General features: G+C 60.4%; 23 protein-coding genes. 11 read left to right on the top strand and 12 right to left on the bottom strand.

The annotated features are described in order from the left end of the window. The first annotated feature begins 81 nt into the window (after nt 1-81). The 7 genes from OJ996_RS09280 to OJ996_RS09250 all read left to right on the top strand — a co-directional run bounded on the left by OJ996_RS09280 (nt 82) and on the right by OJ996_RS09250 (nt 6,294). The gene (locus OJ996_RS09280; protein WP_264513270.1) at nt 82-576 is read left to right on the top strand and encodes a hypothetical protein; all 495 of its coding nucleotides are present in this window, start codon (nt 82-84) and stop codon (nt 574-576) included. Nucleotides 577-638: 62 nt separating this feature from the next. Continuing rightward, the gene (locus OJ996_RS09275; protein ID WP_264513269.1) at nt 639-1,778 is read left to right on the top strand and encodes a MalY/PatB family protein; all 1,140 of its coding nucleotides are present in this window, start codon (nt 639-641) and stop codon (nt 1,776-1,778) included. Beyond that, complete coding sequence (locus OJ996_RS09270; RefSeq protein WP_264513268.1) at nt 1,775-2,326, top strand: dihydrofolate reductase family protein; 552 nt, start codon at nt 1,775-1,777, stop codon at nt 2,324-2,326. The genes OJ996_RS09275 and OJ996_RS09270 overlap by 4 nt, the downstream gene beginning before the upstream one ends. Before the next feature lie 102 nt (nt 2,327-2,428). Beyond that, complete coding sequence (locus tag OJ996_RS09265; RefSeq protein WP_264513267.1) at nt 2,429-3,100, top strand: hypothetical protein; 672 nt, start codon at nt 2,429-2,431, stop codon at nt 3,098-3,100. A 197-nt stretch (nt 3,101-3,297) separates the two neighbouring features. Next, on the top strand, nt 3,298-3,978 hold the full coding sequence (locus OJ996_RS09260; RefSeq protein ID WP_264513266.1) for a hypothetical protein: 681 nt from the start codon (nt 3,298-3,300) through the stop codon (nt 3,976-3,978). A gap of 61 nt (nt 3,979-4,039) precedes the next feature. Next, nucleotides 4,040-5,044: a biotin synthase BioB gene (bioB, locus tag OJ996_RS09255; RefSeq protein WP_264513265.1), complete on the top strand. Its 1,005-nt coding sequence runs from the start codon at nt 4,040-4,042 to the stop codon at nt 5,042-5,044. Nucleotides 5,045-5,508: 464 nt separating this feature from the next. Continuing rightward, nucleotides 5,509-6,294, top strand: a complete 786-nt coding sequence (locus tag OJ996_RS09250) for a DUF3108 domain-containing protein (protein ID WP_264513264.1) — start codon at nt 5,509-5,511, stop codon at nt 6,292-6,294. A gap of 384 nt (nt 6,295-6,678) precedes the next feature. Here the strand turns inward: OJ996_RS09250 and ilvD are convergent, their stop codons facing one another. Then, nucleotides 6,679-8,379, bottom strand: a complete 1,701-nt coding sequence (ilvD, locus tag OJ996_RS09245; RefSeq protein WP_264513263.1) for a dihydroxy-acid dehydratase — start codon at nt 8,377-8,379, stop codon at nt 6,679-6,681. 423 nt (nt 8,380-8,802) lie between these two features. On the opposite strand from ilvD, the gene serA reads away from it, so the two are divergent. From serA to OJ996_RS09230, 3 genes are all read left to right on the top strand, one after another. Next, entirely contained in the window at nt 8,803-10,407 is a 1,605-nt protein-coding gene (gene serA / locus OJ996_RS09240; protein WP_264513262.1) for a phosphoglycerate dehydrogenase, read from the top strand. A gap of 160 nt (nt 10,408-10,567) precedes the next feature. Then, entirely contained in the window at nt 10,568-10,999 is a 432-nt protein-coding gene (locus tag OJ996_RS09235; protein WP_264513261.1) for an exosortase system-associated protein, TIGR04073 family, read from the top strand. Between the two features lie 272 nt (nt 11,000-11,271). Further along, nucleotides 11,272-12,051, top strand: a complete 780-nt coding sequence (locus OJ996_RS09230) for a hypothetical protein (protein ID WP_264513260.1) — start codon at nt 11,272-11,274, stop codon at nt 12,049-12,051. Between the two features lie 189 nt (nt 12,052-12,240). Here the strand turns inward: OJ996_RS09230 and OJ996_RS09225 are convergent, their stop codons facing one another. The 7 genes from OJ996_RS09225 to OJ996_RS09195 form a co-directional block, all read right to left on the bottom strand. Next, nucleotides 12,241-14,724, bottom strand: coding sequence for a hypothetical protein (locus OJ996_RS09225; protein ID WP_264513259.1), 2,484 nt, complete (start codon nt 14,722-14,724; stop codon nt 12,241-12,243). Between the two features lie 79 nt (nt 14,725-14,803). After that, nucleotides 14,804-16,564, bottom strand: a complete 1,761-nt coding sequence (locus OJ996_RS09220) for a hypothetical protein (protein WP_264513258.1) — start codon at nt 16,562-16,564, stop codon at nt 14,804-14,806. 95 nt (nt 16,565-16,659) lie between these two features. Beyond that, nucleotides 16,660-17,298 (bottom strand): response regulator transcription factor, encoded by a 639-nt coding sequence (locus tag OJ996_RS09215; protein WP_264513257.1) that lies wholly within the window; start codon nt 17,296-17,298, stop codon nt 16,660-16,662. Beyond that, nucleotides 17,295-20,186, bottom strand: a complete 2,892-nt coding sequence (locus OJ996_RS09210) for an ATP-binding protein (RefSeq protein WP_264513256.1) — start codon at nt 20,184-20,186, stop codon at nt 17,295-17,297. Before OJ996_RS09210 ends, OJ996_RS09215 begins: the two co-directional genes overlap by 4 nt. Nucleotides 20,187-20,510: 324 nt before the next feature. Then, nucleotides 20,511-20,900 carry an HU family DNA-binding protein gene (locus OJ996_RS09205; RefSeq protein WP_345783776.1) on the bottom strand — a complete coding sequence of 130 codons (390 nt, stop codon included), beginning with the start codon at nt 20,898-20,900 and terminating at the stop codon, nt 20,511-20,513. Between the two features lie 274 nt (nt 20,901-21,174). After that, a complete protein-coding gene (locus OJ996_RS09200) occupies nt 21,175-22,275 on the bottom strand; it encodes a hypothetical protein (RefSeq protein WP_264513254.1) in 1,101 nt (366 codons plus the stop codon). Between the two features lie 390 nt (nt 22,276-22,665). Then, on the bottom strand, nt 22,666-22,878 hold the full coding sequence (locus OJ996_RS09195; protein WP_264513253.1) for a hypothetical protein: 213 nt from the start codon (nt 22,876-22,878) through the stop codon (nt 22,666-22,668). Between the two features lie 523 nt (nt 22,879-23,401). Here OJ996_RS09195 and OJ996_RS09190 point away from each other — a divergent pair. Then, nucleotides 23,402-23,665, top strand: a complete 264-nt coding sequence (locus OJ996_RS09190; protein ID WP_264513252.1) for a hypothetical protein — start codon at nt 23,402-23,404, stop codon at nt 23,663-23,665. 104 nt (nt 23,666-23,769) lie between these two features. Here the strand turns inward: OJ996_RS09190 and OJ996_RS09185 are convergent, their stop codons facing one another. The 4 genes from OJ996_RS09185 to OJ996_RS09170 are packed head-to-tail and all read right to left on the bottom strand — an operon-like array spanning nt 23,770 to nt 26,274. Then, nucleotides 23,770-24,036 carry a hypothetical protein gene (locus OJ996_RS09185; RefSeq protein WP_264513251.1) on the bottom strand — a complete coding sequence of 89 codons (267 nt, stop codon included), beginning with the start codon at nt 24,034-24,036 and terminating at the stop codon, nt 23,770-23,772. Further along, nucleotides 24,033-24,965 carry a sce7725 family protein gene (locus OJ996_RS09180; RefSeq protein WP_264513250.1) on the bottom strand — a complete coding sequence of 311 codons (933 nt, stop codon included), beginning with the start codon at nt 24,963-24,965 and terminating at the stop codon, nt 24,033-24,035. The genes OJ996_RS09185 and OJ996_RS09180 overlap by 4 nt, the downstream gene beginning before the upstream one ends. Continuing rightward, nucleotides 24,907-25,833 carry a sce7726 family protein gene (locus tag OJ996_RS09175; RefSeq protein WP_264513249.1) on the bottom strand — a complete coding sequence of 309 codons (927 nt, stop codon included), beginning with the start codon at nt 25,831-25,833 and terminating at the stop codon, nt 24,907-24,909. Before OJ996_RS09175 ends, OJ996_RS09180 begins: the two co-directional genes overlap by 59 nt. A 9-nt stretch (nt 25,834-25,842) precedes the next feature. After that, nucleotides 25,843-26,274: a hypothetical protein gene (locus OJ996_RS09170; RefSeq protein ID WP_264513248.1), complete on the bottom strand. Its 432-nt coding sequence runs from the start codon at nt 26,272-26,274 to the stop codon at nt 25,843-25,845. Between the last annotated feature and the right edge of the window lie 369 nt (nt 26,275-26,643).

The following is a 26,643-nucleotide window of genomic DNA, read 5'->3' as shown; positions in this document are numbered from 1 at the left end:
ACTCCGAAAGGGCGGCCCTCGGGCCGCCCTTTTTGCTTCCCAAGCGATGCCCGGGGCCTCAGCCAAATTCCTCGATTCACCATGAAAGCTGTCCTTCTCCTTCTCGCCCTCATGCTCCAGCCGCTCGCCGCCCAGGAACTCTGGAAAGGCGCCAAGGCCGGCATGAGCGAGGCCGAGGTCCGCACCGCCATCCCGGGCCTCAAGCAACCCGGGAAGCCCGGCGAACTGGCCACCGGCACCAAGGAGAAGCTCTACCTGCCGGATGTGAAGATCGAGGGCGAGACCTTCACCGCCCACTTCTACTTCCTCGGCGAGAAGCTCGATCAGGTCATGCTCACCCTAGAGAACAAGGATCGCACCGTCGACGCCATCCTCCCGCTTTTCGAAACCCTGAGGACAGGTTTCATCAAAACCCACGGCAAGCCGACCGAACAGAAGAGGGACAAGAACGCCGTGATGACATTGAACTCCGACAGCTGGGACCGGAAGGATACCCGCCTGACCCTGATCGTTTTCGGAGCCCACCTCTCGGAAGCCATCCTCAATATCAATTACCAGGCCAATCCTTTGGATTGAGGCGGCACCGCCGCGTGAAAGCCGCACTTGCTGACGCGGGCGGATGCGCCTAATTCCCCCGCGTGACCTACGACTTCGACGTCCCCATTGTCCGGAAAGGCACCGGCTGCATCAAGTTCGACCGCCGCCCCGAGCTCGATCCATTCTGGGTCGCGGACATGGACTACGCCTCCGCCCCGGAGATCATCGAGGCCCTGCATGCCCGTATCGATCATGGCGTCTTCGGCTACGCCCAGGCCCATGCCGGGTTGAATGAAGCCATCGACCTCTACCTCGCGAATCAGCGCGGCGTCACCGTCCCCGGCGAGCAGGTCGTCCACCTCGGCGGCCTCGTCCCCGCCCTCTCGCTCGCGGGCCGCGCCTTCTGCCGGGATGGCGAGGCGCTCATGACCTGCACCCCGGTCTATCCGCCCTTCATCAATGTCCACCACGATGGCACCGCGAAACTGATCACCGTCGATCACGTGCTGGTGGATGGCCTCTACACCTTCGATTGGGAGGCCATGGAACAGGCGGTCACGTCGGAAACCAGGATCTTCATCCTCTGCAATCCGCAGAACCCTCTCGGCCGCGTCTTCACCCGCGAGGAAGTCGAGCAACTCGCCCGCTTCTGCGTGAAGCACGACCTCATCCTCGTCTCGGATGAGATCCACTGCGATCTCGTGCTGGATGCGGAGAAGACCCCGCACTTCTCCGCCCTGCAGCTCCCGGAGGATCTGCGGAAGAAGACCATCACCCTGCTCTCGCCCAGCAAGACTTGGAACATCGCCGGCCTCGGCTATGCCTTCGCGGTCATCCCGGACGATGGCGTGCGCCGCAAGTTCTGCGCCCAGCGCGGCCATACCCTCTCGGAGATCAACGCGCTCTCCTACTACGCCGCAGAGTCCGCCTACCGCGACGGCGAGCCATGGCGTCAGCAACTGCTCGCCTACCTGCGCGGCAATCGTGAAGTGCTGGACACCTTCATCGCCGAGCGCATGCCCGTGCTCAAGATCGTCCCCGGGGAAGCCACCTACCTCGCATGGATCGATGCCCGCGGACTCGGCGTCGAGAACCCCGCCCAATACTTCGAGCAGAAGGCCGGACTCTTCCTTTCGGATGGAGCCTTCTTCGGCTGGCCCGGCTGGATCCGTTTCAACTTCGGCTGCACCCGCGCCCGCATGCTCGAAGGACTGGAAAAAATGGCCGCCGCCCTGCCATGAGCACCCAGTACTACACGGCTAGTAGCTTAGACGGCTTCATCGCCACCCCGGAGAACTCCTTGGACTGGCTCTTCCAGTTCACGGATGTCGATGAGTCCCACTACCAGAACTTCCTCGCGGAGGTCGGGGCCATCGCCATGGGCTCCACCACCTACGAGTGGATCCTGGAGCACCTCCTCTCCCCGGAGTCGAAGATGCACCAGCCCTGGCCCTATCAGGTGCCCACCTGGGTCTTCACCACCCGCGAGCTACCGCCCGTGGAGGGCGCGGACATCCGCTTCGTCCGCGGCGATGTCACTCCCGTCCACCGCGACATGGCCGCCGTAGCCGGCAGCAAGAACATCTGGATCGTCGGCGGCGGCGAACTCGTCGGCCAGTTCCACGATGCCGGCTTCCTGGATGAAGTCATCGTCTCCATCGCCTCCGTCACCCTCGGCTCCGGCGCCCCCCTCCTCCCGCGGGAGATCGTCACCCCGCCCCTCAAGCTCCTCTCCGCCGAAACCTTCGGCCACTCCTTCGCCGTCCTCCACTACCAGGTCCAGCGCTAGCCCCCGGGAGCGCGGACTTTAGTCCGCAACGCCCATGGTTTCGAGTTTGTGAATTCTCTCCTCCTTCTCTAATCTGGGATTTGAATTCAGTCCCAGCTCCAGATGCTTCCTCAGGCCCGTAGAGACTTTTCCCGGCTCCGCGCCATCGGAGTGATGTGCTTCCTCGCTCTTACTGCGTTCTCCTCAAGCCTGGCTTCCCCCGGAGAAGACGACACGCGGCGCTTCATCACCCTAACTGAAGATGGAGTTCTGGCCGGAACTCCTTGGATCAAAGAGAAGCAGCCTGAAGCCCTCCCTCCAAAGGGCTTCGTCGCCGAGATCGAGGTCCAAGAAACCGGGATTGGTGCCTTCTGTGAAATCCTAACCTGCTACCAAGTGGCAGATTGGACCAAGGCTCTCACTCCGTCTGATCGACCAACAGGCCAACCGAAAACCTTCCACTTTTACTTGGACGGGTTACCGGCCAAGCAGTCATTCACCTTCCTTTTCGAGACCGACTTGGATTGGAAGATCAAAAAAGTCGGCCACTTCCGTTGTTTTCCCACCACCGATTCGGCCGTTTTCTTCGTGAAAGTTCCCGAAGGAAACTTTGTGGTTGCCTGCCTCGATCTGGACCAAAGACTTAGCACTAAAAAATTAGTCCAATCTCCGGCCCGGAAAGAACGGAAGAGAAGCTGGTCAGACTTGGCAGATTTCAAGATAGACAGCACCGAATTGCTCCAGCACCTGAACCGCAGGAAGCTGTCGGATGGAAACTACAATTCGGCGGAATAACCGTACCTTCGGAGGTCCTTCTGACGAGCCAGACATCCGTCTCGGACAAAGCTTGCGCCAACAATCCCCCTTCCAGATTCTCGCGCCTTCTGCGCCTTTTCGCGGCTAAATCCTCGCCCCATCCCCCCCTCTCGGATTCCCCCCTAACGAACCAAACCACCCCTTGCCAGCGCTTCGCTGATCCTTACAATCCCGCCATGTTTCGCCCGCTGCGCCTCGCGCTTCTCTCCTTCTTCGCCCTGATCTCGCTCGCCTCGGCGGAGCACGTGATCCTCACGGGCGGCCCTGCCCTGCGGCATTGGGAGAACCTCCGCGTGCCCCAAGACCAGCACGACCGCTGGTGGGCGAACTTCATCCGCGCCTCCACCCTCCGCATGGTTGAGATCCGCAAGGCCTACGGCGAAAGCGCCCCGATCGTCTGGATCGTTTACCGCCCCGGCTACCAGGACCGCGGCCGTGAGGACAGCAAGCCCTACACCACTTGGATCTCCGATCTCGCCCGCGCCCGCAAGGTGACCCTCGTCTGGACCGACAGCACCTCCAGTACCATCGCCGCCATCAACAATCGCCCGCGCGGCTCCGTCCAGACCTTCGACTACTTCGGCCACTCGAACCGCCACTGCTTCATGCTCGACTACGGCAGCACCGTCATGGCCGCCTGCACCGCATGGATTCACGAGCGCGACCTCTCCAAGATCCGCAGCTCCATCTTCGCCAAGGACGCCTACTGCAAGAGCTGGGGCTGCCACACCGCCGAGAGCATGAGCAAAGTCTGGAAAAGCCAGATCGGCCTGAAGCTCGAAGGTGCCATGGGCAAGACCGACTACACCGTCGTGGGCCGCGGCCAACTCCCCGTCGGCGAAGGCTGGGTGCGCTAACACGCATCCCCTACCCACGCCGTTTAAGAATCAGTGCTTAGTAATTAGTCATTTCCCCAAGATGCTTCTCGCCGAACTCCAGCGCCTTCACGCCCTCCCCTTCTTCGACCTGCTCCAGCAGGCCCGCGCCGTCCATCAGGCGAATTGGGAGACCAATGAGGTCCAGCTCTGCACCCTGCTCTCGATCAAGACCGGAGGCTGCTCGGAGGACTGCTCCTACTGCGCCCAATCCGCCCGCTACAACTCTGGCGTCGAGATCGAGCGGCTCATGAGCAAGGACACCATCATGGAGCGCGCCAAGGCAGCCCGTGACACCGGTTCCACCCGCTTCTGCATGGGTGCCGCATGGCGCGGCGTCCGCGGTGGCACCCAGCGCTTCGAGCAAGTGCTCGATATCGTCCGCGATGTCTCCACCCTCGGCATGGAAGTCTGCGTCACCCTCGGCGAACTCGGCCCGGACGAGGCCAAGGCGCTCAAGGAAGCCGGCGTCACCGCCTACAATCACAATCTCGATACCTCGCCGGAGCACTACCCGAACATCGTCACCACGCACACCTATGAGGATCGTCTCCGCACGATCCGCAACGTGCAGGATGCCGGCATGTCGGTCTGCTGCGGCGGCATCCTCGGCCTCGGCGAAACCACGGATGACCGCCTCAAGATGCTTGAGGTCATCTCCGAGTTCAACCCGCAGCCGGAGAGCGTGCCGATCAACTCGCTCATGCCGATGCCCGGCACCCCGCTGGAAGGTTCCAATGCCGTCGATGTCTTCGACCTCGTCCGCATGATCGCCATCACCCGCATCGCGATCCCCAAGGCCAAGGTCCGCCTCTCCGCAGGCCGCACCCGCATGTCGGATGAGACCCAGGCGCTCTGTTACTTCGCCGGCGCGAACTCGATCTTCTACGGCGACAAGCTGCTCACCGCGAAGAATCCCGCGGTCGAGAAGGACCGCGCCCTGCTCGCCAAGCTCGGCCTCGGCACCCTCGCCCCCAACCCGGACCTCTCCGCCCCGGAAACGGAAGAAGAGCGCCCCCTCAGCCCCGCCTGCTGCGGCTGCGACTAAGCCGCGAGCCTCACGCATCCATCTCGAGCCGCAGGCTCCTTGGACTGCGTGCAGCCTGCTGCCGCTTTCGCGAACGCAGCCTGCTGCGGAGCACGGGCGATCCCAATTGAGCCCCCCGGGTCGGCGCATGCGTGGCTTCGCCACTCCATGGCCCTCTTGGCTCTTGGCTCTTGGCTCTTGGCTCTTGGCTCTTGGCTCTTGGCTCTTGGCTCTTGGCTCTTGGCTTCGTGGCGACCCGAAGGTCCGGAATCTCCGGAGTCTGCGCCACTCGGCATCCCTGATCCGGCGTATCCCTCATTCCCATCTTATCTTATCCATCGGATCCATCCCGGTCCTCAATCCTCTTCATCTGCGTTCATCCCGTTCATCTGCGGTTGAACGGCTTTTCGGAAAACCCACCGCTCCCCGATTTCTATCCGAAATCACCTTGAATGCTTCCCCCTTTGCGCGGAGTCTTAGGAGCGATGAAAACCCTCATCATGCTCCTCGCGCTCGCCTCCACCGCCATGGCGGATTGGAAAAACGAGGTCACGCCGGCCAAGCTCGGCTCCCATCCCAAGCTCGTTCCCCAAGAGTTCGAATACCGCCTTTCATGGAAAGGCATGGTCGATGCGGGCAAGCTCACCTTCACCTTCGGCAAGCGGGATCCCAAGTTCCCTTCCGACTACGCCGTGCGCGTCAGCGGTGGCAGCACCGGCATCGCCTCCAAGCTCTACAAGAACAAGGTCGCAGTCTTCTCCCGCCTCGATCCCGCCACCCTGCGCCCGCGCGTCTGCGTCGGCGTGCAGGACGAAGGCGATGAAGTGAATACCACCCGCACCACCTGGTCCGGGCCGGTCGTGAAGTCGGAGCAAACGATCACGATCACCAAGAACGGCAAGACCGCCACCGTCGGCAGTGAATTCAAGTTCACGCCGGTTCATGACGTCTGCTCCGCTATGCTCCATGTCCGCAGCCATAAGCTGGATGATGGCGATACCTTGGTGCTCCCGCTCCAACCCTTCAACCGCCCCTATCTTTTGCGAGTCCATGTCCAAGGCCGCGAGAAGTTCGCAGGCCGGGATACCATCAAGTTATCAGTCGGCCTCCAGAAGATCGATCCGAACACCAAGGCGCTTCTTCCCTACAAGAAACTGAAGAGCGCGACCCTGTGGCTATCGGATGACGCCAACCGCATCCCCGTAGAGCTTCGCTCGGAGGTCTTCATCGGTGACGTACGCATGACCTTGGCTGGCGCAAAACGTCTGTAATACAGCATGCCCGTCCGGGTTTAAGTAGCGAACATTGTACCGTCCCGAAAACGGCTGCGTAAAACCCCGGCTTGCCAAAACGGCGGATTTTGGGAATGATAAGTCAACGTTTCTGAAGTTTGCATTTTGCATTCTTTTGCAATAACGCGCACCCCACCCCCAGCCCTAGGAATGTCGTCGAAGAATCAGGATGAGTTGATGTACGCCTTGGCGTCCGAACTGGATACCCTCGGTGCCGAGGGAGCAGAACGGCTTTGCACCCTTTTGCGCGGACTTTTTACCTGCATGCAGGACCTCAACCAGCGCTTGGCTGTTCTGGAGGGACAGTCCGCAAGACCCCCGGGCTCGGAGAATTGAGCCCGGAAGTCCCTAAGCCGAAATCGATCAGAGATATTTATCTGTCACGCCGCCTTCGCTCGCAGAGGTAGTGAGCTTGGCATACTTGGCCAGCACGCCACGGGTATAACGGGGCGCTGGCTGCGTCCAATTCTCACGACGCGCCTTGAGCGCCTCATCGTCGAGGTCCACGGAGATCAGGTTGTTCTTCGCGTCGATCGTGATGATGTCCCCTTCCACCAGCAGGCCGATCGGGCCGCCGTCGTGGGCTTCCGGGGTGATATGGCCGACCACGAACCCGTGGCTACCGCCGGAGAAACGGCCGTCCGTGATCAGCGCCACGGTCTTGCCGAGCCCGCGCCCCATGATCGCGCTGGTCGGCCCGAGCATCTCCCGCATCCCGGGGCCGCCCTTCGGTCCTTCCCGGCGGATCACGATCACGTCGCCGTCCACGATCTTGCCATCCAGGATCGCCTTCATCGCCTCGTCTTCGGAATCGAACACGCGGGCCGGACCGGTGAAGAGCTCGCCTTCCTTGCCGGTGATCTTGGCCACCGCACCGCCGGGGGCGAGGTTGCCGTAGAGGATGCGCAGGTGGCTGTCCTTCTTGATCGGGTTGTCCAGCGGGCGGATGATGTCCTGCCCGGCGGGGTAGAAGATCTTCGAGTTCGCCAGGTTCTCGGCCAGCGTCTTGCCGGTCACGGTCAGGCAGTCGCCGTGCAGCAGGCCTGCTTCCAGCAGGATGCGCAGCAGCGGCACCGTGCCGCCGATCTTCACCAGCGCGGCCATCGAATACTTGCCGGAAGGCTTGAGGTCCGCCAGCAGCGGCACCCGCTTGCCGATCTCGGTGAAGTCGTTGATCGAGAGTTCCACTTCCGCCGCGTGGGCCATCGCCAGCAGGTGCAGCACCGCGTTGGTCGAACCGCCGAGCGCGATCACCACTGTGATGGCGTTCTCGAAGGCCTTCCGGGTCATGATGTCGCGCGGCTTGATGCCCAGATTGATCATGTTCAGCACCGCCGCTCCGGCGTCGAAGCAGTCGCGCATCTTATCCTCGGACACCGCCGCCTGCGCGGAGGAGTTCGGCAGCGACATCCCCAGCGCCTCGATCGCGGAGGCCATGGTGTTCGCGGTGTACATCCCGCCGCAGGATCCTTCTCCGGGAATCGCGCAGGCCTCCACCGTCTCCAACTCCTCGTCCGAATACTCGCCCGAGGCGTGCTTGCCCACGGCTTCGAAGACCGAAACGATATCCAGGTCCTTCAGCTCGCCCTTGATCGTCGCGCAGCCGGGCAGGATCGTGCCGCCGTAAACGAAGACGGACGGGCGGTTCATCCGTGCCATCGCCATCACGCAGGCCGGCATGTTCTTGTCACAGCCCCCGATCGCCACGAAGCCGTCCATGCCCTCGCAGCCGACCACGGTTTCGATCGAGTCCGCGATCACCTCGCGGGACACCAGCGAGTACTTCATCCCCTCGGTGCCCATCGAGATCCCGTCCGAGATCGTGATGGTATTGAAGATGACCGCCTTGCCCCCGGCCGCATCCGCACCCTTCGCCGACTCCTTGGCCAGACGGTCGATGTGGATGTTGCAGGGCGTGACCTGCGACCAGGTGGAGGCGATACCGATGTGCGGCTTGGAAAAGTCCTCCTTCTGGAAGCCGACCGCGTAAAGCATCGCGCGGGAAGGCGCGCGGTCGGGACCATCGAGCATCAAGGAGGAATAAGGACGGCTTGGGTCGGACATGGGGCGGAGAATTTAGGGAGCGAATCCCCCGCAGCCAAGAGCGGAATGAAAGGCCATTTTCCTTGGGAATCCATTCCTAGGTTTAAGCCATCAACTTGGTTTAGTCCTTATTCCCGATTTTTGCCGATTTTTTTCCGTAAGTCGCAAAAATCTCTTGCCGTGACCGCAATTTGTATCGGATGTAAATACCGCGTTAATTGCAGGTTGCTGCTCTTGCCGCGTCGCTTTCCTCCCGGACTTGCCGGTCGTCTTCTGAACCCAGAGGCGCCGGCGCAAACCCAAAATGCACCGGAAGGGAGAGCGGCCGGCAAGGGCGGGCAATCGCTACCAATCCCTTGATTTACGGGACTTTCCCGATGGTGACGCGAAAGAGTCCCTCCCGCTCTTGCCAGCCCCGGCCTCCGACCCTATGGGGCTCTCGACATGGCCACTTACCGCGTGCTCGTTTCGGATCCGATCTCGGATAAAGGCGTCGAAGCCCTCGCTGCCGCCCCGGAAATCTCCGTCGATGTGAAAACCGGCCTCAAGCCGGACGAACTCATCGCAATCATCGGAGATTACCACGGTCTCGTCGTGCGATCCGAAACCAAGGTAACCCCCGAAGTGCTGGCCGCCGCCACCAATCTGAAGGCCATCGGCCGCGCCGGCGTGGGCGTCGACAACATCGACCGCAAGGCCGCCACCGATCACGGCGTGATCGTGATGAATACCCCCACGGGTAACACCATTTCCACCGCGGAGCATGCATTCACCATCATGTTGGCTGCCGCCCGCAACGTCGGCCCCGCCCATTCCGCCGTGCTCAAGGGCGATTTCAAGGCCGCCCGCAAGGCTTATCAAGGTATTGAACTGAATACCAAGCGCTTGGCCATCCTCGGCATGGGCCGTATCGGCACCGAGTTCGCCAAGCGGGCCCAGGCCTTCAACATGACCGTGGTCGCCTACGACCCCTTCCTGACCCAGGCCCGCGCCGACGAACTCAAGGTCGAGCTCGCCCCCACCCCGGACCTCGCCCTAAAGGGCGCCGACGTCGTCACCCTCCACGTCCCCCTCACCCCCGAAACCAACCACATTCTCAACACCGAGCGCCTCGCCCTCATGAACAAGGGCGCGCTCATCGTGAACTGCGCCCGCGGCGGCCTGATCGATGAAGTCGCCCTGAAGGCGGCCATCGATTCCGGCCACATCGCCGGCTGCGCCCTCGATGTCTTCGAAGTCGAGCCGCCGCCGAACGACCACCCGCTCTTCGAGCTGAACAAGCACGTCGTCTTCACCCCTCACCTCGGCGCCTCCACCAACGAAGCCCAGGAAAATGTAGGTATCCAAGTCGCCGAACAGCTTCGCGACTTCTTCGTCACCGGCGAGATCAAGAACGCGATCAACATGCCCTCGCTCGATGCCGCCACCCGCGCCGCAGTGGGGCCCTATCTCGATCTCGCGGCCGCCTTGGGCAAGCTCCTCGCCAAGATCGGCCCGGAGAATCCGGACAGCCTGCGCGTCTCCTACCATGGCGAACTCGCCAAGAAGGACACCGGTCTCGTCTCCCGCACCGCCCTCACCGCGTTGCTGGAAGCCTCCCGCCCGGATGGGCAGGTCAATATCGTGAACGCCCCGGCCATCGCGACCCAACTCGGTCTCGACCTGACGGAATCCACCATCAACGCCAAAACCGAGTTCAACGAACTCGTGGTCGCCGAGCTCCGCAAGGGCGACACCCGCTACCGCGTCGCCGGCACGATCATCGGTCGCTCGCCCCGGATCGTCGAAATCGATCGCCTCTACGTCGATTGCAACATCAAGGGTCGCTTCCTCTTCGTGGAGAACGACGATCGCCCCGGCATCGTCGGCGTGGTTGGCACGGCCCTCGGCGACGCCGGCGTGAACATCGCGAACATGGATCTGAGCCGCACCGCCGACCGCACCCGTGCGCTGACGGTGATGGAAGTGGATTCCGAACCGCCCGTGACCCTGCTGGAGAAGCTCCGTAGCACCCCGGGCATCCTCCGGGTCCTCACCCTCGAACTCTAAAATTCGGGAATTCAGACCCTAAGATCCAAAAAGAAGGCAGGGTGGATTCATTGTCACTACCGTCCTTTTTGGAACTTGGATTTCGGGGTTTAGAACTTCTCGGTTTACTCACTTTCCCGTTGCCAAGCCCGCTTCCGCGTTCCTAACTTCGTCTCAGCACATGAAAAAACTCGCCGTTATCGCAACTGCCATGCTTGCCCTCGGCGGCATTGCCGCCGCTGACATCCAGGCTCCTCCGGGACATGCCTATACCTCCACCCGCAAGCTGGGTCGCGGTCTTGGCAACATTCTCTACGGTTTCATGGAGATCCCCGAGCAGATCGTCCGCAAGACCGATGACCACGGCCGCAAGGCTGGCTGGTCCTACGGTGCGGTCGACGGCACCAGCCGTGCGCTGAAGCGCCTCGGCTATGGCTTCTACGAAGTCTTTACCTTCACCTGCCCGACCTATCGTGGCACCTTCAAGCCCCCGTATGAGAAGTGCGGCGAGGATGGCCGGATCGAAATGAATCCGACCGACGGCCTCTCCGAGTTCCCGCCGGAACTGGGCTTCGAGACTTACTTCTCGCACACGCGCTCGCAGCGCTGGTAAGCAGAAGCGGGACTTTACGCGGGATTTACTGAATTCCCGGAAAAGTCACCTTCTCTTCATCGTTCTTCATCCCGGTAGCGGTTAACGCTACCGGGATTTTTTTTCCGACACTTTTCCGCTTCGCAAACGTTCTTGGTGGGACAAATCCGTCCGCCCGACCCGTCCGTGCGGTGGAAACCTTGTAACAACTCCTTCCCCGCAACGAATTTCCAATAAATCGCGTGCCTGCGAGTCTATCCCCCTATACGCGAAACTTCTTCCTCCTCCACGCCATGTCTCTCTCTCTCCCGAAAGCCTTAACCCGTCTCGCCCTCCTGACCGTTGCGATCGGTCAGCTCCAAGGAGAAACCCGTGACTGGAAAAGTGCGGACGGCTCGCAGTCGTTCGCCGGTGAATATGTCTCCCATTCCTCGACCAAAGTGACCATCCGTCGCACGGATGGAAAAATCTTCACCTTGGACATGGCGCGGCTGAACGACGCCGACAAGATCTGGCTGACCGGAAAGCCGACAACCGAGGAAGCGGACAGCGAGGAAGCCGCACCCGCGGAAGCAGATCCCAAGGCGGTCTTTGACACTCTTTGCCTAGGCGACAAGCGCGATGTGGTGGTCAAGAAGCTCAAGGCCAGCAAGCTGGTCCACACCGAAGTGGACGAGGTGATGATGGGCCGCGTGGGTCTTAACGGCATCTACCGGACCCGTCAGCAGATTGGCGGACTGAATTGCGAACTCTATTTTGATTGGACCGGAGCCGACACCCTGAAGGAGGTCTCTCTCCAGACCCAGACAGTCCCGAAAAACGTCTACGTCAACCGACTCAAGGCAACTTGGGAGGAACTGGCCGAACTTCTTACCACCCTGCATGGCAAGCCGGTTCAAGCTGGAGCCTTCCCGGGGCCCGAGTCGCTGCAGAAAGACGTCCTGGTTCCTTCCCACCTGTGGAAGCTGGCCAACGGAGGCTCCGCCCTTCTCGGGACCTCGCTCGAGGGCGACAAGGTGATGATCGTCGTCCGGTTCACGACCCAGAAGATCCGCCCCGTAGCGATGCCTTGAGGAGTGAGATTCCCTCGCGGTGCCCATTGACATCCCCGTGGATGACCAATCGCCTCCCCACGTGGAGGCCGATGCCAATGAGCACCTTGGGGAGTCACCGGAAACCCAAAATCCGGTGCCTCCAAGCCAGGAATCTTCAGAGAATGAGCTGCGGCTCCGATGGATGCCGCAGTTCGCTGGGTCGTTCCTTCAGTTGTCCGCTTCGATGCGGATGAAGAGCTTGCCCAATGGGGCGCTGCTCGTGGCGGTCACCGTGTTTGAACCGGTAAGCGGGATACTGACCGTAGGACCGCCCGGCGGGCCATCCGCGCCATTGCCGGCATACCAAGTGCCTAGATCGAGAGACCACTTGTAGGACCCGGTCACGTCACTGAGAGGAGCGCTGGCCTTCGGATGCGTGAAGGTGGTGACCGATCCATTGCTGGAGACTTGGGTGATGGGGCTGCCATTTGCCACGCTCGGATTGGTACCAAGGAATGCTTCCACTCCGTTGGCCAGTCCGTCGCCGTCCGCGTCGTCGTCGAAGCCGCTCAGAGCGCCGACCGGGAATCCCCCGATCCAAGCGGAGAAGCTCTGGATCTCCGGCAGGATCAGGAAGCCCGACTCTGGATTGAAGGTCGCGGTTCCAGCTTGGAAGGCCACGGCATCGAGCGTGCCATCGATCCCCCGGCCCTCAAATCCCGTGCGGCCGAAGTAGCCGAAACTCAGGTTGCTCAGGTCCGGAGTGGCGAAGGAGGCACCATTGGCCGACCCGAAGGGCACACCGTTCACATATCCGGTGAGGGTGGTGGTGCCTGCATCCCATGCGAAAGCGAGGTGCACCCGCACGCCGCTCGGCGGCAGAGCGGTGTATTCCTGATGCGCGGTACTACCGTCCCAGTAGAACATCTGCAGCGCATTGGCATCGAGTTCATCGCGCAGGCGGATATTGCAGTCACCTTGGACGTCCATCACCACCGGGGTGGTTTCAGTATCTCCGCTGGACTGGTAAGTCACCACCGCTTCCGCCACCCAGTTCTGAGTGGTCAGGTTGCCCAAGGTGGCAGGATCCAGATCGAAGCCATCGACACCGTTTTCATTCCCGGGATTCAGGACCGCGATGCCGCCGTTCACTGTCGGAGCACCATTCGCCTTGAACGAGCTGGTGCTATCGACTTCGCCATTTCCCAAAGTGTAGATCGTCCCATCCAGCGAGCCGTCAAAGTTGATCAGCAGCTTGGTCTCCAGAGGCGTGCTCTCCAGCGTCGTCGTGCTGGAGACATTCGAAGAATCCGAGTTTCCCGCGGGGCTCGTGGCGATGATGCGATAGTCATACGAGGTCTCCGCGCTCAGGCCGGAATGCTTGTCGGTGAAGAAGCCCGCACCGGCCGGAGCAGTGCCCACGGTAGTCCAAGTCCCGGCGCCAGCCGGAGAACGTTGGATCGTGAAGCCGGTCTCCGTGTTGAAACTATCAGTCCAGATAAGATCCACCTCGAAAGGTGAAACCCCGAAGGCTTCGAGATCCTCCACCGCGAGGCCGGTAAGCGCGGTAACGAAGGAGGTGCCGCCTTCGCTCCATGCTTCCAAGTCCGGCTCGGGCGAGGTGTTCACCGCATGGAAGCGGTAGAAGTAGAGGGTGTCAGGCGTGAGCCCGGAGATGCTGGCGCTGATCGGCCCGATCGGGCGATTTCCGAGCGAGTTCGACTGAGCCCATGTACCCGTGCCTTGGTCGACCGTATCCCAGTGGAGGCTCACGTTTGCCGCGCTGGTGAAGAGATTGACGCCCGCCTGAGCGCCGGTGCCCGTGACGCTGCCCACGCTCGCTCCCGAAAGAGCAGGTTGATCGTTTCCGGCTAAGGTCACACCGGTGACATCGGTCCAAGTATCGCCAAAGCGGATCGCATCCAGCTCTCCCCCGCCCTGCCCGTTGATCCACAGCAAAAGGCGCGATGCTAACATGGAGGAATCCACCGTACTCGTGGCACTCCACACGATTGCGCCCAGATCATTGTCGATGGTTGCATTCTGCGGATAACGCTTGACCTGGATCACATCGTTGCCGGTGGTATTGATGGTAATGCGTCCTACCAGCAGGCCGTAGGTATTAACGCTGTTCTGTGCCTCGAAGACACGGATGCCATAGACACCGCTGCTCACCGCGCCATCCAGAATGCCGTGGGAAATGTAGGAAGAGTTCCCCGCGATGTTGGAGGAGGATCCGATGGGAATCGCATTGTTCCAAGTGAAGCCGGCGCCCACGAACTCAGAGGTGGGACCATCGCCCGCTGCCAAGCCGACGCCCATCGAGGTGTCGCCAGGGTTGTTCAGACGGACGCTGAAGAAGATCGTGCGGTCCACGCCGAAGTTGATCGGGGTGGCGAGGGGACGGGTCGCGTAGATGCTCGTGTTCCAGCCGCCCGTGTTGTTCCAGATACCACCGTTCGCTAGATCGCTGGCAGGAAGCCCCGGGAGCGTCGTTCCATTCACATTGAAGTTGTTCGCGGTGAAGATGCCGGTGCTGCCGTTGGTCAGCCAAGTCCCGGACAAGCCGAGGCTCGTCGCGGTATCACCTGCACCGTTGAGGGAAACGTCCGAGGTCGAGATATCATCGAAGAGTTCCTGAATGAAGATGGAAGCGTTCGCCAAGGGAGCGAAGGCAGCCAGGGCAAGGAGGGGTATGAGTTTTGGTTTCATGGGTCTGGGGTTTCTTTTTTGAACTCCCCGCTCCTTCCTCACATCGTGCGGGCGGAGCGGGAAATAGGGAGAGGGAAGGCTATTCGCCCGGGGCCCGGGTGCTTGGAGGTGCGGCTTCGCACAGCGCTCTAACAGGCTGTGCGCTCGTCCCGGGCTTACCGTCCCCGCGGAGCGAGGTGGCCTTGTCCGGGCCGAAACTGAAGATCACCGATCCGTTGTCGTCCTTGATCAGGATCTTGTTCTCACCGGTCACCCGGGTGACCTCGCTGGAGCCGCAGGACAGGGAGTAGGCGAAATCCGAGTGGCGATAGCCGATCGCATGCTTGCTCAGCTCGGCAACCGAGGTGGACTTGCTCTCCGCCCAAGCGAGCTCCATGCCCCAATCGGCAGGCGCGGAGTCGCCCGTCACCTTCAGTGCGAGCCGGGTCGGATCGAAGCGGATCTGGAGCTCGCCACCTGCGGCCAGCTTACAGGTCGCGACCAAGGAATCGGCCCCATCTTCCTTAACGTCCGGCAGACCGGTGATTGTCAAAGCCTGAGACGCTCCCGAAGAATGAACGACGCCGCGGATACCGGCGATATCCCCCGGCTTGCTCCAGTGGAAACCGTCCATGACGGGCAGGGTGTCGTAAGTCGCCACTGCGGTGGTTTCACAGTCCTCCAAGTAGCGTTCCGGGTAGTCCTGATTGAAGACATGGAGATCACGGATGCGCCACTGATCCCCTTCCCAATAAAGGTTCACGCGGTAGAACCGGCTTTCATACCAGACACTGCGCTTGCCCTCACCCTTCGAGTCATTCAGTGCGACCACCGCGCTCGCCGGGGTGGTCTTGAAGTTCTCCCGGAACCACTTTCCCGACGCTTGGAGAGTTTCCACGCGGATCTTTCCCCGCCTCTTCAGCTCCGCGAGCTTTGCATACTGGTCGATGAGACCCGCCGACATGTCGCGCCAACCGAAGGAGTTCTCCTGGCCCGCCTGCATGTAGGAGAAGGCGAGGCTGGGCTGATTGAAGTTGGTGTCGAAGAACCAATCCACCCAGCGTTCTTCACCACCGCCGGGACGATAGACCGGCTCCAGCGTGACGACACCTTGCCATGATCCGCCAATACCTTGGTCGTATTGATGCACCGGATCACTGCCCAGCATGCGGAAGACCGGCACGTTGAGTTGACGCTCCGCCGTCTGCGCCGGCATGAAGGCATTCAGACGGCTGGGGTAGTAGGCTTGATTCCAGTAACCGCCCCAGAGCGTGTAGCCATCGGTGCCGCTCTGGTCCTTGCAATTGCAGGCCGTCTCAACGCCATAGCGATCGTGCAGGTAGTTGAGCGTCGGAGCATCAATGATCCAGCAGCCGGCAGACTTCGGATATTTGCCGAAGACCTCCTTGAACTTCGCCATGTAGACGTCCATGAGCTTCTTCCGCTCCTCGACTTCGTAGCCGTGGGTGAAGCCGACATTCACATGCCAATCCCAAGGATAGCGGCCGCGCCACTTCAGTCCCGCGGCTTCCACCTGCGGTTGGACCACTTCGATCCATGCGCCGATCTCGTCATTCGGCCCCATCTTCCGCTTCAGGAGCTCTGTGAACTCCGGGCGGATGAGGGCGTCATACTGAATCAGCCATGTGGTCGGCAGACGGTGCTTGCGTCCCAGCTCGAGTTGTCTCTCGACCGGCTCGACGAGATCGACCGGGCCGCGCGGCTCCACGCCGCGGATGAAATTGATGATATTGACGATGTCCGGACCACTGGCGAGCGCTTGGCCCACGAGGCCCAGGAGGCTAGCAAGAGAGAGGATGCCGGTTCGGGCGCACTTCGAGGTATTGAATCGCAAATCCATTCCAAAGGGCGGTCGGGATTGGTCCCCGATCCATCCCGAGCCTAGGCCCCGGTCTCTCCCCGCCTACCTCTCCAAGCGGAGAGAAAGGCCCGCCCTCACAAATTGCCCCGGAACTTCATGGCGGCCTCCGTGCGATTGTGCACGTGGAGCTTGGTATAGATGCTCCGCAGGTGCCAGCGCACCGCCTCCGTGGAGACGCCGAGCCGGTCCGCGATCTCCTTGTTCCCCAAGCCACAGGAGAGCAGCTCGAGCACCTCGGACTCGCGGCGGGACAGGGAATCGAGCTCTTGGCTCTGCTTCTCTTGGCCGCTGAAGTACTGGATCACCTTCATCGCCACGCCGCCGCTCATCGCTCCGCCGCCGCGCCGAACCTCGCGAATCGCGGAGAGGATCTCCTCCGGCGTCGAGCGCTTGAGCAGATAGCCATTCGCCCCGGCGCGGAGCGCGCTGAAGATGCGCACCGGATCCTCGTAAACCGTGACCATCACGATCAACACATCGGGCAAGGCTTCACGCAGACGCCGCACGCAATCGATGCCGGACATGCCGGGAAGCTGGATGTCCATCAACACGATCTCGGGCGAGACCTTCGGCAAAAGCTTCAGGGCCTCCTCGCCGGTGGCGCAGGTTCCCACGCATTCGAACTCTGGATCGAGGTCGATGATCGTTTTCAGGGCATCGCGCGTGGTGTAGTTGTCCTCGACCACGGCTATGGGGATTTTCGATTCCTTCATGGGGATCTAAGGGGAAGGGTCAGGCGGACGACGGTCCCGCCATCGAGACCAGGCAGAATCTCGCACTCACCATCAAGCTCGCGCATCCGCTCGTGCATGCCAGTGATACCTTGGCTACCGGGGAGCCTTGTTTCATTGGCGTGGATGCCCTCGCCATTGTCCGCGATGTTCACCACGACATTCTCCTGCTCCACCCGGATCGAGAGATCCACGCGGCTGGCACCGGAGTGCTTGATCACGTTATTCAAGGCCTCCTTGAAGGCCAGCAGGAGGGAATGCCGGGAGCGCGAGCCGAGATGGCCGCTGGGAATCTCCAACGGCCCCAAGGGACTGCATTCGATCCCGGCGGGATTCAGCAAGCGTTGGGCCTGTAGCCAGAGGTAGCTGCCCAAATCATCCACGGTATCGTAGTCCGGATTGATCGCCCAAACGATTTCATCCAGTGAGGATACCAAGGAGCGGGAGACATCGCCGAGCGTGCCGACATAGCCCGACTTCGTGGTGCTGGGAATCGCCGGGTTGCCCATCAGCGACCCGAGCAGCCCGATCTCCGTGAGCCCCGCGCCGAGTTCGTCGTGGAGATCACGGGCCACGCGTGCGCGCTCCTGTTCGAGCGACCTCTCCGCCTCCGCACGCTCCTTATGCGCGATTTCCACCGCGAGCTGAGAGGTCCGACGACGAACCAGCCGCTGGAGAACGGCGGTCCACCCCATTAGGAGAGCCAGCCCGCCGAAGAGGAATGCCACCAGCAAGAGCAAACGACGGGTACTCCACCAGGATGGCTGGGAGATGAGCTTTACGGCTTGGGCATCGGCCATCCGGATCTCGAATTCCCCGGGCCCACGGGCCAAGGGATCGGAGCTCACGGCGAAGTAAACCCCGTCCACGCTGATCTTGGAATCGCGCGGCAAAGGCTTTTCTCCCTGCCCGCCCGCAGGGCCGGAGGCAATGAAGCGCAGTGAGCCGGAATCCAGCTCCAGCCTCCGCTCATCGCTTTGGATCGTATCGCTGATCACGCGCCCATCGATCCGGATCAAAGTACCATCGCGCGATGGGTCCGGGAGCTGCGACGGTAACAAAACCGCCGGTGATGGGAGGGCCGCGTGCCTCAGGATCCGTAGTTCAGGATGAACGATCACGGGAGAGATGGGCCCGGTGCGGGCGAAGCCGATGACTTCAACCTCATCGCCCGGCACGGCACCCTGCGCGGAGCTGCAGGCCAGCCGCAGGCCGCGTTGCCCAGCGGAAAGGAGCAGCGTATCGGCGGTGCGTGCCATCATCTGCCCTCGGAGCCGCACGCGGTTCAAAGCGGTCGACTTCGAAGCGAACTTCCACAGGTCGGGGATCGTCATCAGGGGCACCTCGTCCGGATCCCGGGGAGCCAACTCGACGACGGAAAGGCTGGCATTCCCCAAGGAGAAAACCCCGGGCTGCAATCTGCCGAGCTGGCTATTCCAACTGGTGGCGAAGACACCGCGGAGCTTTACCCGGGCACCCGCCAAGACACCGGCCGTGCCGAGACGGAATTCGGCAGGCAGCGGGTAGAAGGTATTGCTCTGGATCACGACCGTGCCATCGCGCGTGAGCAGCTCGGACTGGTTCGAGCCCAAGCCGATCACGATGCCTTCGATCTCCACCTGCTCGGCATCGAGCCTGCCATTGAGAATCTCCTCCCAGCTCGGACGACGCGGAGGGGGCAAGGCACCGGGGCGCAAGAAACGGCACTGCTGCGCCACGACGATAGGCGAGAAATCCCCGGAGGTGGTGATCCCCTCCACGACCCACCACTCACCGGGCTCGGGGACCGGATCCAGCGGAGTCGAATCCGCGAGAACGAAGATGCCGCCGCTATCGTCCTGAAGCACCATCGAGCGATAGTTCGCCATCGTGACCACGCCTTGGAGCAGCACCGGATGCGCCTTACGCGCATCCTCCGGCTGCAGGGCGCGGACTTGCGCTGCCAAGGTGAGCTGCCGCCCCGGATCGACACCGGGCGAGGTGAAGGCCAGCTGCGCCGCCGAGAGCACGCAGACGCCGCCCTCGTAGGCCATGCCCGTGCCCCTGATCCGCCGACCCGGTAGGGTCCATGGGTCCAGCCCGGCGGGATTCAGCACCATCAGCTCCGCGCGCTTCTGATCCGCCATTAGCTCGATGCGGAGATGGCCTCCTTCCAATGCCGCATAAGCGACATTCCCTTCAAGCGACTCCCAGTCGGAATCAGAAACAGGCTCGAGGTCAGGTAGAACTTCCAAGGACGGCGAGGCATCCCCGACCTTCAGCCGAGCTCCATCGTCGCAGCCGAGGTGGAAGGCATAAACCCCGTCGGCAGGAACCTCGATCATCCCTGAGAATCGTAGGGCAACATTCTCCAGGCCTTCCGCCCAGGTAGTGTCGATCTTCGCGGCAACTCCCCTCTTCTCGCCCTTGCCTTCGACCGGGATCTCATCGAGAGAGCTGATCTCGCGGACCCGGAAGCGCTCGTAGTTCAGACCCGGCCCGTTCCCATTCAGAGGTGAGAGCCAAGTCTCCGGGATGATCGGATGGCTTCCGCCCGGGCCCTCGACACCAAGCTGGAGGAGAGAAGTCGCCTGCCCGTTGAACCACTCCACGAGAAGAGGATGCCTGCCCTTCGGGAGATACAGGGAGCCGCGACGCCCGACCGGCGGATGTCGGCCGTCGATCTCGATCAGGTAACCGCCGCCACAGTCGATTTCGCAGCCGCGGCGCACGAAGCGGTTGGGAGGGAACCCGAATGCGACCGTCTTCCCCACTTCGATCCGAGGCCAAGCTTCCGGGGGAAGCCGGAGTTCCAAGATGAACCCACCGGAATCATCCGCCATCGCCAAGCGCCCGCCGGCTGGATCCGCGGCCAAGATCGTTCCGGCCACTTGAATGGGTTCGCTTGAGATCCCACCGCTTACCGAGCGCTCCCAAAGAGACTTCAGAGGAAGTGGCTGCCCCAAGGCGACTGCCGTGGAGACCAGTGCAGCCAAAGGCCATGCGAGAGCCCGAAGCGCTCGCTGTTTCCTATATTCTGGAATCGGTCCCGCCACCTCGCCCGGGATTGTTCCAGACTTCCCGCGCACTTCCCAACCCTTGGCTGAGCCATTCCACATTTCTCCACGATCGGAGAGGTTTTCGAGGCGTCGGCCCGAAAAGCGAAAACCCCGGCCAAGCAAGCTTGGCCGGGGCTTCGGGAAAACTGAATCCGATCAGAGAGCCATGTCCTTGAGGGCCTTCAGCGGGCGAACCTTGACGGCGACGCTGGCCGGCTTGGCCTTGAAGGTGACTTCTTCCTTGGTGAAGGGGTTGATGCCCTTGCGAGCCTTCACGGCCGGCTTCTTGACGGTGGAGATCTTCAGCAGGCCGGGGAGCACGAACTCACCCACACCGCGCTTGTCGAGGTGACCGCCGATGATGCCGTTCAGGCTGTCGAGCACGCCGGCCACTTGCTTGCGGGCGAGGCCGGTCTCTGCGGCGATCTGGTCGAGGATCTGGGTCTTGGAGTAACGATCTTTGATGGGAGTTTGCTTCTTGGCCATGGAGCGGGAATGAACAAGCGCATGCCCTCTGTCAAGAGGCTGTTGGGCCCTAGCCCCCAAGGACCCGCGATTTTTCTAACCGGGCGCTCCCCGGCGGGCAGAATAGGCCTCCGCAAGGCCTATCTGAAAGTGCCACCGGCCGGACTCGAATCTACCGCACATACACGCCGGGAAAGTCCGGGATCTTCCCACCCTTTTATTTACGGGGTTTGCCCTTTCCTGCCCGGTATCAGCACACCCCGGTTTTTGGAACATTTCAGGATCACTCCACCCTTCTCTCACTCATGGCGGTAACCTAGGTCTAATCCCTTTGTGGGAGCCACTGCTGCTGCGATCAGGGTTCCTTCAGTTGCTGAAGAAAGTAGACGAATCCTCCATCTCTCCAAGGCTCCTTCTCCACGGCCCTGAGAGCTCTCAATCGCTCTCTTCCCCACTCCAACCAGAGGCGGGCCTCTGGGAAGGCGGCGATATCATGGTGCCTCTCCACACGCTCTAGGTATACTTCGAGTTGCGCCGCCCGCTGAGAAGCTCGTGCATTCTCAAGCAAGGTATTTTCTGCAGCCGCTCTGGCAGCTTCGCGCAATTTGAGTTGTTTCTCAGCCTCTTGTCTTTCCCCTGCCACTCGCTCCCGCTCTGCTAGTCGTTCCCGCTCAGCTCGTAGCCGCGCTTCACGTTCGACTGGCTCTTCTGGCCTCGGCCTTTTGGCGATTCGCGAGGATATCTCTTCGCAAACGCGATGCACGATGCCGGGGATTCTTTCCTCAATCGGTGCGCCTCTTGCGTCGCGCCAAGTGAAGATTTCCACGTCATGGCTATCCGAGACCGAGAGCTGAAAGCGCCGCGCACCTATCTCCTTCAAGCGGAAATTGAAAGAGATTCCGTCCACATGAAAGAAACAGCGGTAGCACCAGTTGGTGCTCCTATCGAAGGGCGGCAAATCGGCTTTGCATCGAAAGCAAATACCACGCGCCTCCGCGGTCCTGACCAGATTCTCCAAGAACAGTAGGCCCCGATCTAACTGCTGTTTGGATACACGAAGATCTATCCACCGCCGAGAATCCCTGCTTCGCCGCTTCCACCCGAGCAGGCTCTGCCGAAACTCGATTCTCGTGGAGACAATCAAGGGGTGCAGACGTTCCAGGCTTGTCTTCAAAGGAGGCTGATCAAGATTCGCTTCGGCCGAGCGTTGGAGTGCGCGCTTCCGTGCTGCCTCTCTCAGGTTGGAACTTGCAACCGTGTCGATCTTCCAGCTCAAAACGGTTCCCACGCCTTCAAGTGGAAGACTTCCTTTTTCTGGCTGATGCCCGGCTTGGACCTTCGCCCAATAACCTCTCGGCGGAGTCGGGATGTCCATTGCCTCACAGATCTTGCCCAGGGCATTGCTGGAGATACCATACTGCTCCGCCACTCTGACGGCGGGAATAGACCAGATCATCTGGAAGAGGGGATAGCGGGTTAGGGTAGGCATCCCCACCACGCTGGACAGAAGACCCTAGTATCGTTCGAGCTTTTTCATTGCCGAACGTAAACGTGTAGGGAACCAGCAGGCTCAGGTGAAAGCTGAAATTACCGCATGAGCCAAGCGGACCGCGGGCTCGCCTACCATGGCGTGTTACGCCTGGATTTGGAATTATCGAATTGGTCTAGAAGCCGGCATCCCGCTCCCACGCCTCGGAAGGCCGTCGCGTGTCGAACTCCGCGGCGGTCTTCTCTGCACCTTACGAGAGAAGCGGGAGGCAGACCGAGGCGATCAAGGCCCAAGGGCTGATCTTGGAGGGAGTGGCTCGGGAACTTGAGAAGCCATGAGCCACGGAGAAAACAATTCCTACGGTGCCTCCGGGGCCTCGGCGCTTTTCGCTCCAGCGTGACCATCCTTCTGGCATCGTGTCACCGTGATGATGAGGGCGGAGCCGGACTCGAGCTGAGTTTCAAGGCCCGCCTCGGCCTGCTCCGACTCTTCGAGGAATGCTTCGGCTGCTTTGAGCAGGGCGGCTTCGACTTCTGTGGCGGTCTCGTAGGTTCGGAAAACGATCTCCATCATAGACTTCTAAGCCAGACCACGACTCGCGCGAGGCATTTTCCACCGAGCGATCCTTCGTCGAGGCACAGGGCCGGATCCTCGAGGGTGTGGCGCGGGATTTACCGCGGCAGCCCATCAGCAGGTGACACATCTCCCTCGCTTCGGCCCTTTTCTATTACACTGAGCCGCGTGTTCAAGTCGTGGAGGCAGGTCAGGAGGCCCCTTAGGATGTTGCAAATTTTAGCGGCACCCTCGCCGGATAGGGCATCAAGATCGCGAGCGATCTCCTCTTCGAGCTTTTGGGTAGTATACATGGGAGGTTTTGTTTGGGTGATCCCGCTGCCCCCGGTGGAGCAGCGGGATCGAGCACGGGGCTCGCTGGGGGGAGGTGTATCAAGCGGGGGGAAGCTTGACCACTACACGAATACGTACCGTCGATTACTTGGCTAGAGGGTTTTTTACTACAGAAATGTAGGTATTCAATTGACAGCGTTTCTTGACGTCTCGTAAAATGGGCTTAGCGATCCGGGCGTTCACTCCCATGAACCCTAGGCACTACTTCAAGGTCGGCATCCGCGATGACTTCGCGCTCGATATGGTGGTCGAGCTGCGCCCTTCAGCGTACAACGGGCAGGCCCCGGCCACCGAGTTCGAGCGGAGCGCGCGCGAGATGCTGGTGAACTTCATGCGCCACGAGTGGGACTGGAACGGGGAGGACAAGGAGGCCCGGCCGGTCGAGGTCCGCATCGAGGTGCCCAAGCCGCTCAATGCCTACCACATGGCCCATGGCGCTCTGTGGTGCTAGCGGTTCTGAGGGTGGCGCGGGAGATGGGGAAATAGAAAACCCCGGGGGGCTGCCCCGGTATCTCCTTGGCTCCGGAGAGGAAGGGAAAAGGAAAAGCCGCGCATTCACACACGAATCTCGATCTCCGATTCGTCATCCGGCCAGATGTCAGTCTTCCGAAATGCATTTGCGAGGGCCTTGCGTACCTCGGCGGGAGTCAACCGATGATCGCTCATCAGCTTGTAGACGATGCCATTGCTTTCGTCTCTCACACGCTGCACCACATCGAATTGCTCGTGTTCTCCAGCGTCAGATGCTGGCACTTGGGAAATCCGTGCCAACATCTCCTTGAATCCTGGCAGCCGATTGAACGCGTTGGTATCCTCGCTCATTGAGGAAGAAAGATTTCAAGGTGATGCCGAATGGCCAGACGTTTAAGGTAGCCAAGCCCGCGCGAAACGCCCGTGCGAGACATCTTCTGATACTCACGGCAAGCACTGGTGTCATTGGGGTAGAGATTCTCCACGCGGGAGAGCAGGTTGTTGACCGCCTCGATCACTTTGCCGGGAGTGTCCTCATCGGTGTCCTGCCGATCTGAGATTGCGTGGCTAACATCAAGATGATCGCCATTTTGCGATTGGTGGACGTGGTGGATGGCAACCGCATAAGCTTGGCCCCCACCTTCCGAAAATTTGCTTCCAACTATGGAAAAGTCTCCCCAACCCACACCCTCGGGATTGCCTACGAGGGTGTTCATGTCTGTGAAGTGCTCAACTAGCTCATAGTCCTTATTGCGCTCCTGCTTATTGAAATTATCCCTGATCATTACGCGGCGTGCGGCGGGGACTTGGGTGACGTATTCTCCTGACACCCTCCCGTCCAAAAAGATATGGTGATAGATCCGCGCGTCTGTTGTGACCCAGTCCAACACTCTGGGCACTTCCGGCATTGCTCTATAGATGACCGCCTTCCACTCCTGAGGGAACTGCTTCTTGAACCATTCCACCTGGGCAAGGCTCGTATTGCGGTCGACCTGCAAAATCGGGAAAAAGTTGTCGTAATCCAGCACAGTAGGCTTGATGACGTCGGAAAGAAGCCTGGCTTCGTTGCCGGCAAATTCCCCATGCGAGGGATTTACGATCAAACCGAACTGCATACCTTGTCGGTAGAACTCGTTTAGAGCCCCGATTGTAGTGGCGTTGCCATTAACGGGTTCGATAATGGGACGAACTGCCGAGCTATCGGCGATTCGCCCTGACAATTCACGGACAGCGATGAGCTCGTTCTGTTTCCCGCGAAGGAAGGGGAAGTATGTGGGCATGATTTTTGGCGTCAGGTCTTGGCCAGACTTTGGTTAGATTTATCCTTAAACGTTCAATTTCTTGTGCGGTTCCAGTGAGCGTAAGAGATGCGTGTTTCAACGAAGGCGGAGCATCCTTCAAAAGTTTCAGATTAGCGACCGGATATCTCCGCTGGCGCAATTGGTCGACAAACAACTTTTGGACCTCGAACGGCAACATCTGCTTAAACCGCTTCCTGCACTCCGTAAATATCTTCGAATTCGGAACGTCGACTTTTTGTCCGGTAGATTGCTCGATCATGGCCACCATCTCTCCCTGCCGAAGGCAACCTTGAAAGACTTTGAGGTCGAGGAACTTCCCATGTGATTCCGATTCCCGGAAGGCCTCAAGAGTCCCGAAACTATTAATCGTCAGCATCCCCACGCTCTTAGGAATTGCCTTGGCGGCAGTGTCGCGGAGTTTTAGCGAGGTGACTACATAAACATAGTCAAAAACCTTAAGATAATCTTCAGTCTGAGTCCCGATTCGGGCCATGGAATCATAGTCGGTCTTGATCTCGAAGGCAAACGAGGCATTTGCGAAAACCGCGAGATCCACGCGGCTCCTTCCAATCCTGAATTCCTCCGTAATGTATGTATTCTCCACCGCGTGCTCAGACTCGAACCAGTTATGCGTAAGAATGTTTTTGAAGATATACTCACAGCGATAATATTGGACCAAGACTTTATGAGCCTCCTCGAAAATTTCCCAGAGTGGAAGGATCATCAAGTGATCAAGTCCGCAGCTACGCAGCCGTTCAGCAAGCTCAGGCATATGGGCTCCATTGGCCACCTTCCTCAGGAAGGGGCCACGAAAGATTGGAGCCAGCTTGGAGAAATTTGAACTCATACGGCAAGGTTAGCGTTTGGAGCGAGTTTTCGCTTGCCGACAGCCCACAGCGGTAGGCAGTGAAAAGCTGCGATGCTCGACTGCAGAGCGCACTCGCTGGATCATAAACCAAGCTGTCTTCTGCGTGACACCGATCGCCTTGGCGATCTGTACGCTAGTGATGTCTCCTCTCATCGAGTGGATCAGAAAGATCGCAAAGAACCATTTTCGCAACTTGAGCCGCGAGTCTTCGAAGATAGTTCCGTGCCGGACGCTAAAGGTTTGACGAGTTTCCTTGCATTTGAATGTGCCTGGGCGGGTTGTCACTCGATAGCACTCGCCGCCTGTAAAGGGAGATTGCACCGAGCCACCACGGAAACGAGCCGCTTCCAAGAAGTCGATGCAGGACTGCTCCGTCGGGAACATCTCGGTAAATTGGAATAGATCGATGTCGTCGTGCATCTAGGTGGATAGTGCACCCAAGATCCGGGTGCGTCAAGTAAGTAGAACGAATTTTGTTAGGACGTCGTTTGCAGCCGTCCCACAACCGAAGTTGGCGCTTTCGCCCCCCGTGCTACCCTGCAGCCGCGGGCCGGGGAATTCCTCGCAGTGTGTGGTACGTCTCGAGGTGAGCTCCCCCGGTCCGCACTCCCATCTTGACCGCGAATCGAAGGCCAAGCGGGATGCAGGGCGACTACATGGTCCTGCCGGGCGCTACCAGGTTGATGACAATTTGCAGTCCAAAGGTGCTTTGCGGGCGGCAGGGGTGGAAGCGGGTCAATTGACTTAAGCGCCCTGCTTAGGGCGAGGTAAGTGGCCGCTGCTCTCGTT

The sequence above is a fragment of the Luteolibacter rhizosphaerae genome, from assembly GCF_025950095.1.
GTDB lineage: Bacteria > Verrucomicrobiota > Verrucomicrobiia > Verrucomicrobiales > Akkermansiaceae > Haloferula > Haloferula rhizosphaerae.
The sequence above is the reverse complement of the archived record's forward strand: the minus strand, read 5'-3'. Positions and strand labels throughout refer to the sequence as shown.

Bases quoted from the DNA above. Each gene is read 5' to 3' on its own strand.
- ilvD (WP_264513263.1), bottom strand. From the start codon at position 8,379: ATGTCCGACCCAAGCCGTCCTTATTCCTCCTTGATGCTCGATGGTCCC.
- OJ996_RS09235 (WP_264513261.1), top strand. From the start codon at position 10,568: ATGAAAAAACTCGCCGTTATCGCAACTGCCATGCTTGCCCTCGGCGGC.
- OJ996_RS09225 (WP_264513259.1), bottom strand. From the start codon at position 14,724: ATGAAACCAAAACTCATACCCCTCCTTGCCCTGGCTGCCTTCGCTCCC.
- OJ996_RS09270 (WP_264513268.1), top strand. From the start codon at position 1,775: ATGAGCACCCAGTACTACACGGCTAGTAGCTTAGACGGCTTCATCGCC.
- OJ996_RS09185 (WP_264513251.1), bottom strand. From the start codon at position 24,036: ATGAGCGAGGATACCAACGCGTTCAATCGGCTGCCAGGATTCAAGGAG.
- serA (WP_264513262.1), top strand. From the start codon at position 8,803: ATGGCCACTTACCGCGTGCTCGTTTCGGATCCGATCTCGGATAAAGGC.
- OJ996_RS09265 (WP_264513267.1), top strand. From the start codon at position 2,429: ATGCTTCCTCAGGCCCGTAGAGACTTTTCCCGGCTCCGCGCCATCGGA.
- OJ996_RS09250 (WP_264513264.1), top strand. From the start codon at position 5,509: ATGAAAACCCTCATCATGCTCCTCGCGCTCGCCTCCACCGCCATGGCG.
- OJ996_RS09230 (WP_264513260.1), top strand. From the start codon at position 11,272: ATGTCTCTCTCTCTCCCGAAAGCCTTAACCCGTCTCGCCCTCCTGACC.
- OJ996_RS09190 (WP_264513252.1), top strand. From the start codon at position 23,402: ATGAACCCTAGGCACTACTTCAAGGTCGGCATCCGCGATGACTTCGCG.
- OJ996_RS09170 (WP_264513248.1), bottom strand. From the start codon at position 26,274: ATGCACGACGACATCGATCTATTCCAATTTACCGAGATGTTCCCGACG.
- OJ996_RS09215 (WP_264513257.1), bottom strand. From the start codon at position 17,298: ATGAAGGAATCGAAAATCCCCATAGCCGTGGTCGAGGACAACTACACC.
- OJ996_RS09200 (WP_264513254.1), bottom strand. From the start codon at position 22,275: ATGATCTGGTCTATTCCCGCCGTCAGAGTGGCGGAGCAGTATGGTATC.
- OJ996_RS09220 (WP_264513258.1), bottom strand. From the start codon at position 16,564: ATGGATTTGCGATTCAATACCTCGAAGTGCGCCCGAACCGGCATCCTC.
- OJ996_RS09180 (WP_264513250.1), bottom strand. From the start codon at position 24,965: ATGCCCACATACTTCCCCTTCCTTCGCGGGAAACAGAACGAGCTCATC.
- OJ996_RS09280 (WP_264513270.1), top strand. From the start codon at position 82: ATGAAAGCTGTCCTTCTCCTTCTCGCCCTCATGCTCCAGCCGCTCGCC.
- OJ996_RS09175 (WP_264513249.1), bottom strand. From the start codon at position 25,833: ATGAGTTCAAATTTCTCCAAGCTGGCTCCAATCTTTCGTGGCCCCTTC.
- bioB (WP_264513265.1), top strand. From the start codon at position 4,040: ATGCTTCTCGCCGAACTCCAGCGCCTTCACGCCCTCCCCTTCTTCGAC.
- OJ996_RS09195 (WP_264513253.1), bottom strand. From the start codon at position 22,878: ATGGAGATCGTTTTCCGAACCTACGAGACCGCCACAGAAGTCGAAGCC.
- OJ996_RS09260 (WP_264513266.1), top strand. From the start codon at position 3,298: ATGTTTCGCCCGCTGCGCCTCGCGCTTCTCTCCTTCTTCGCCCTGATC.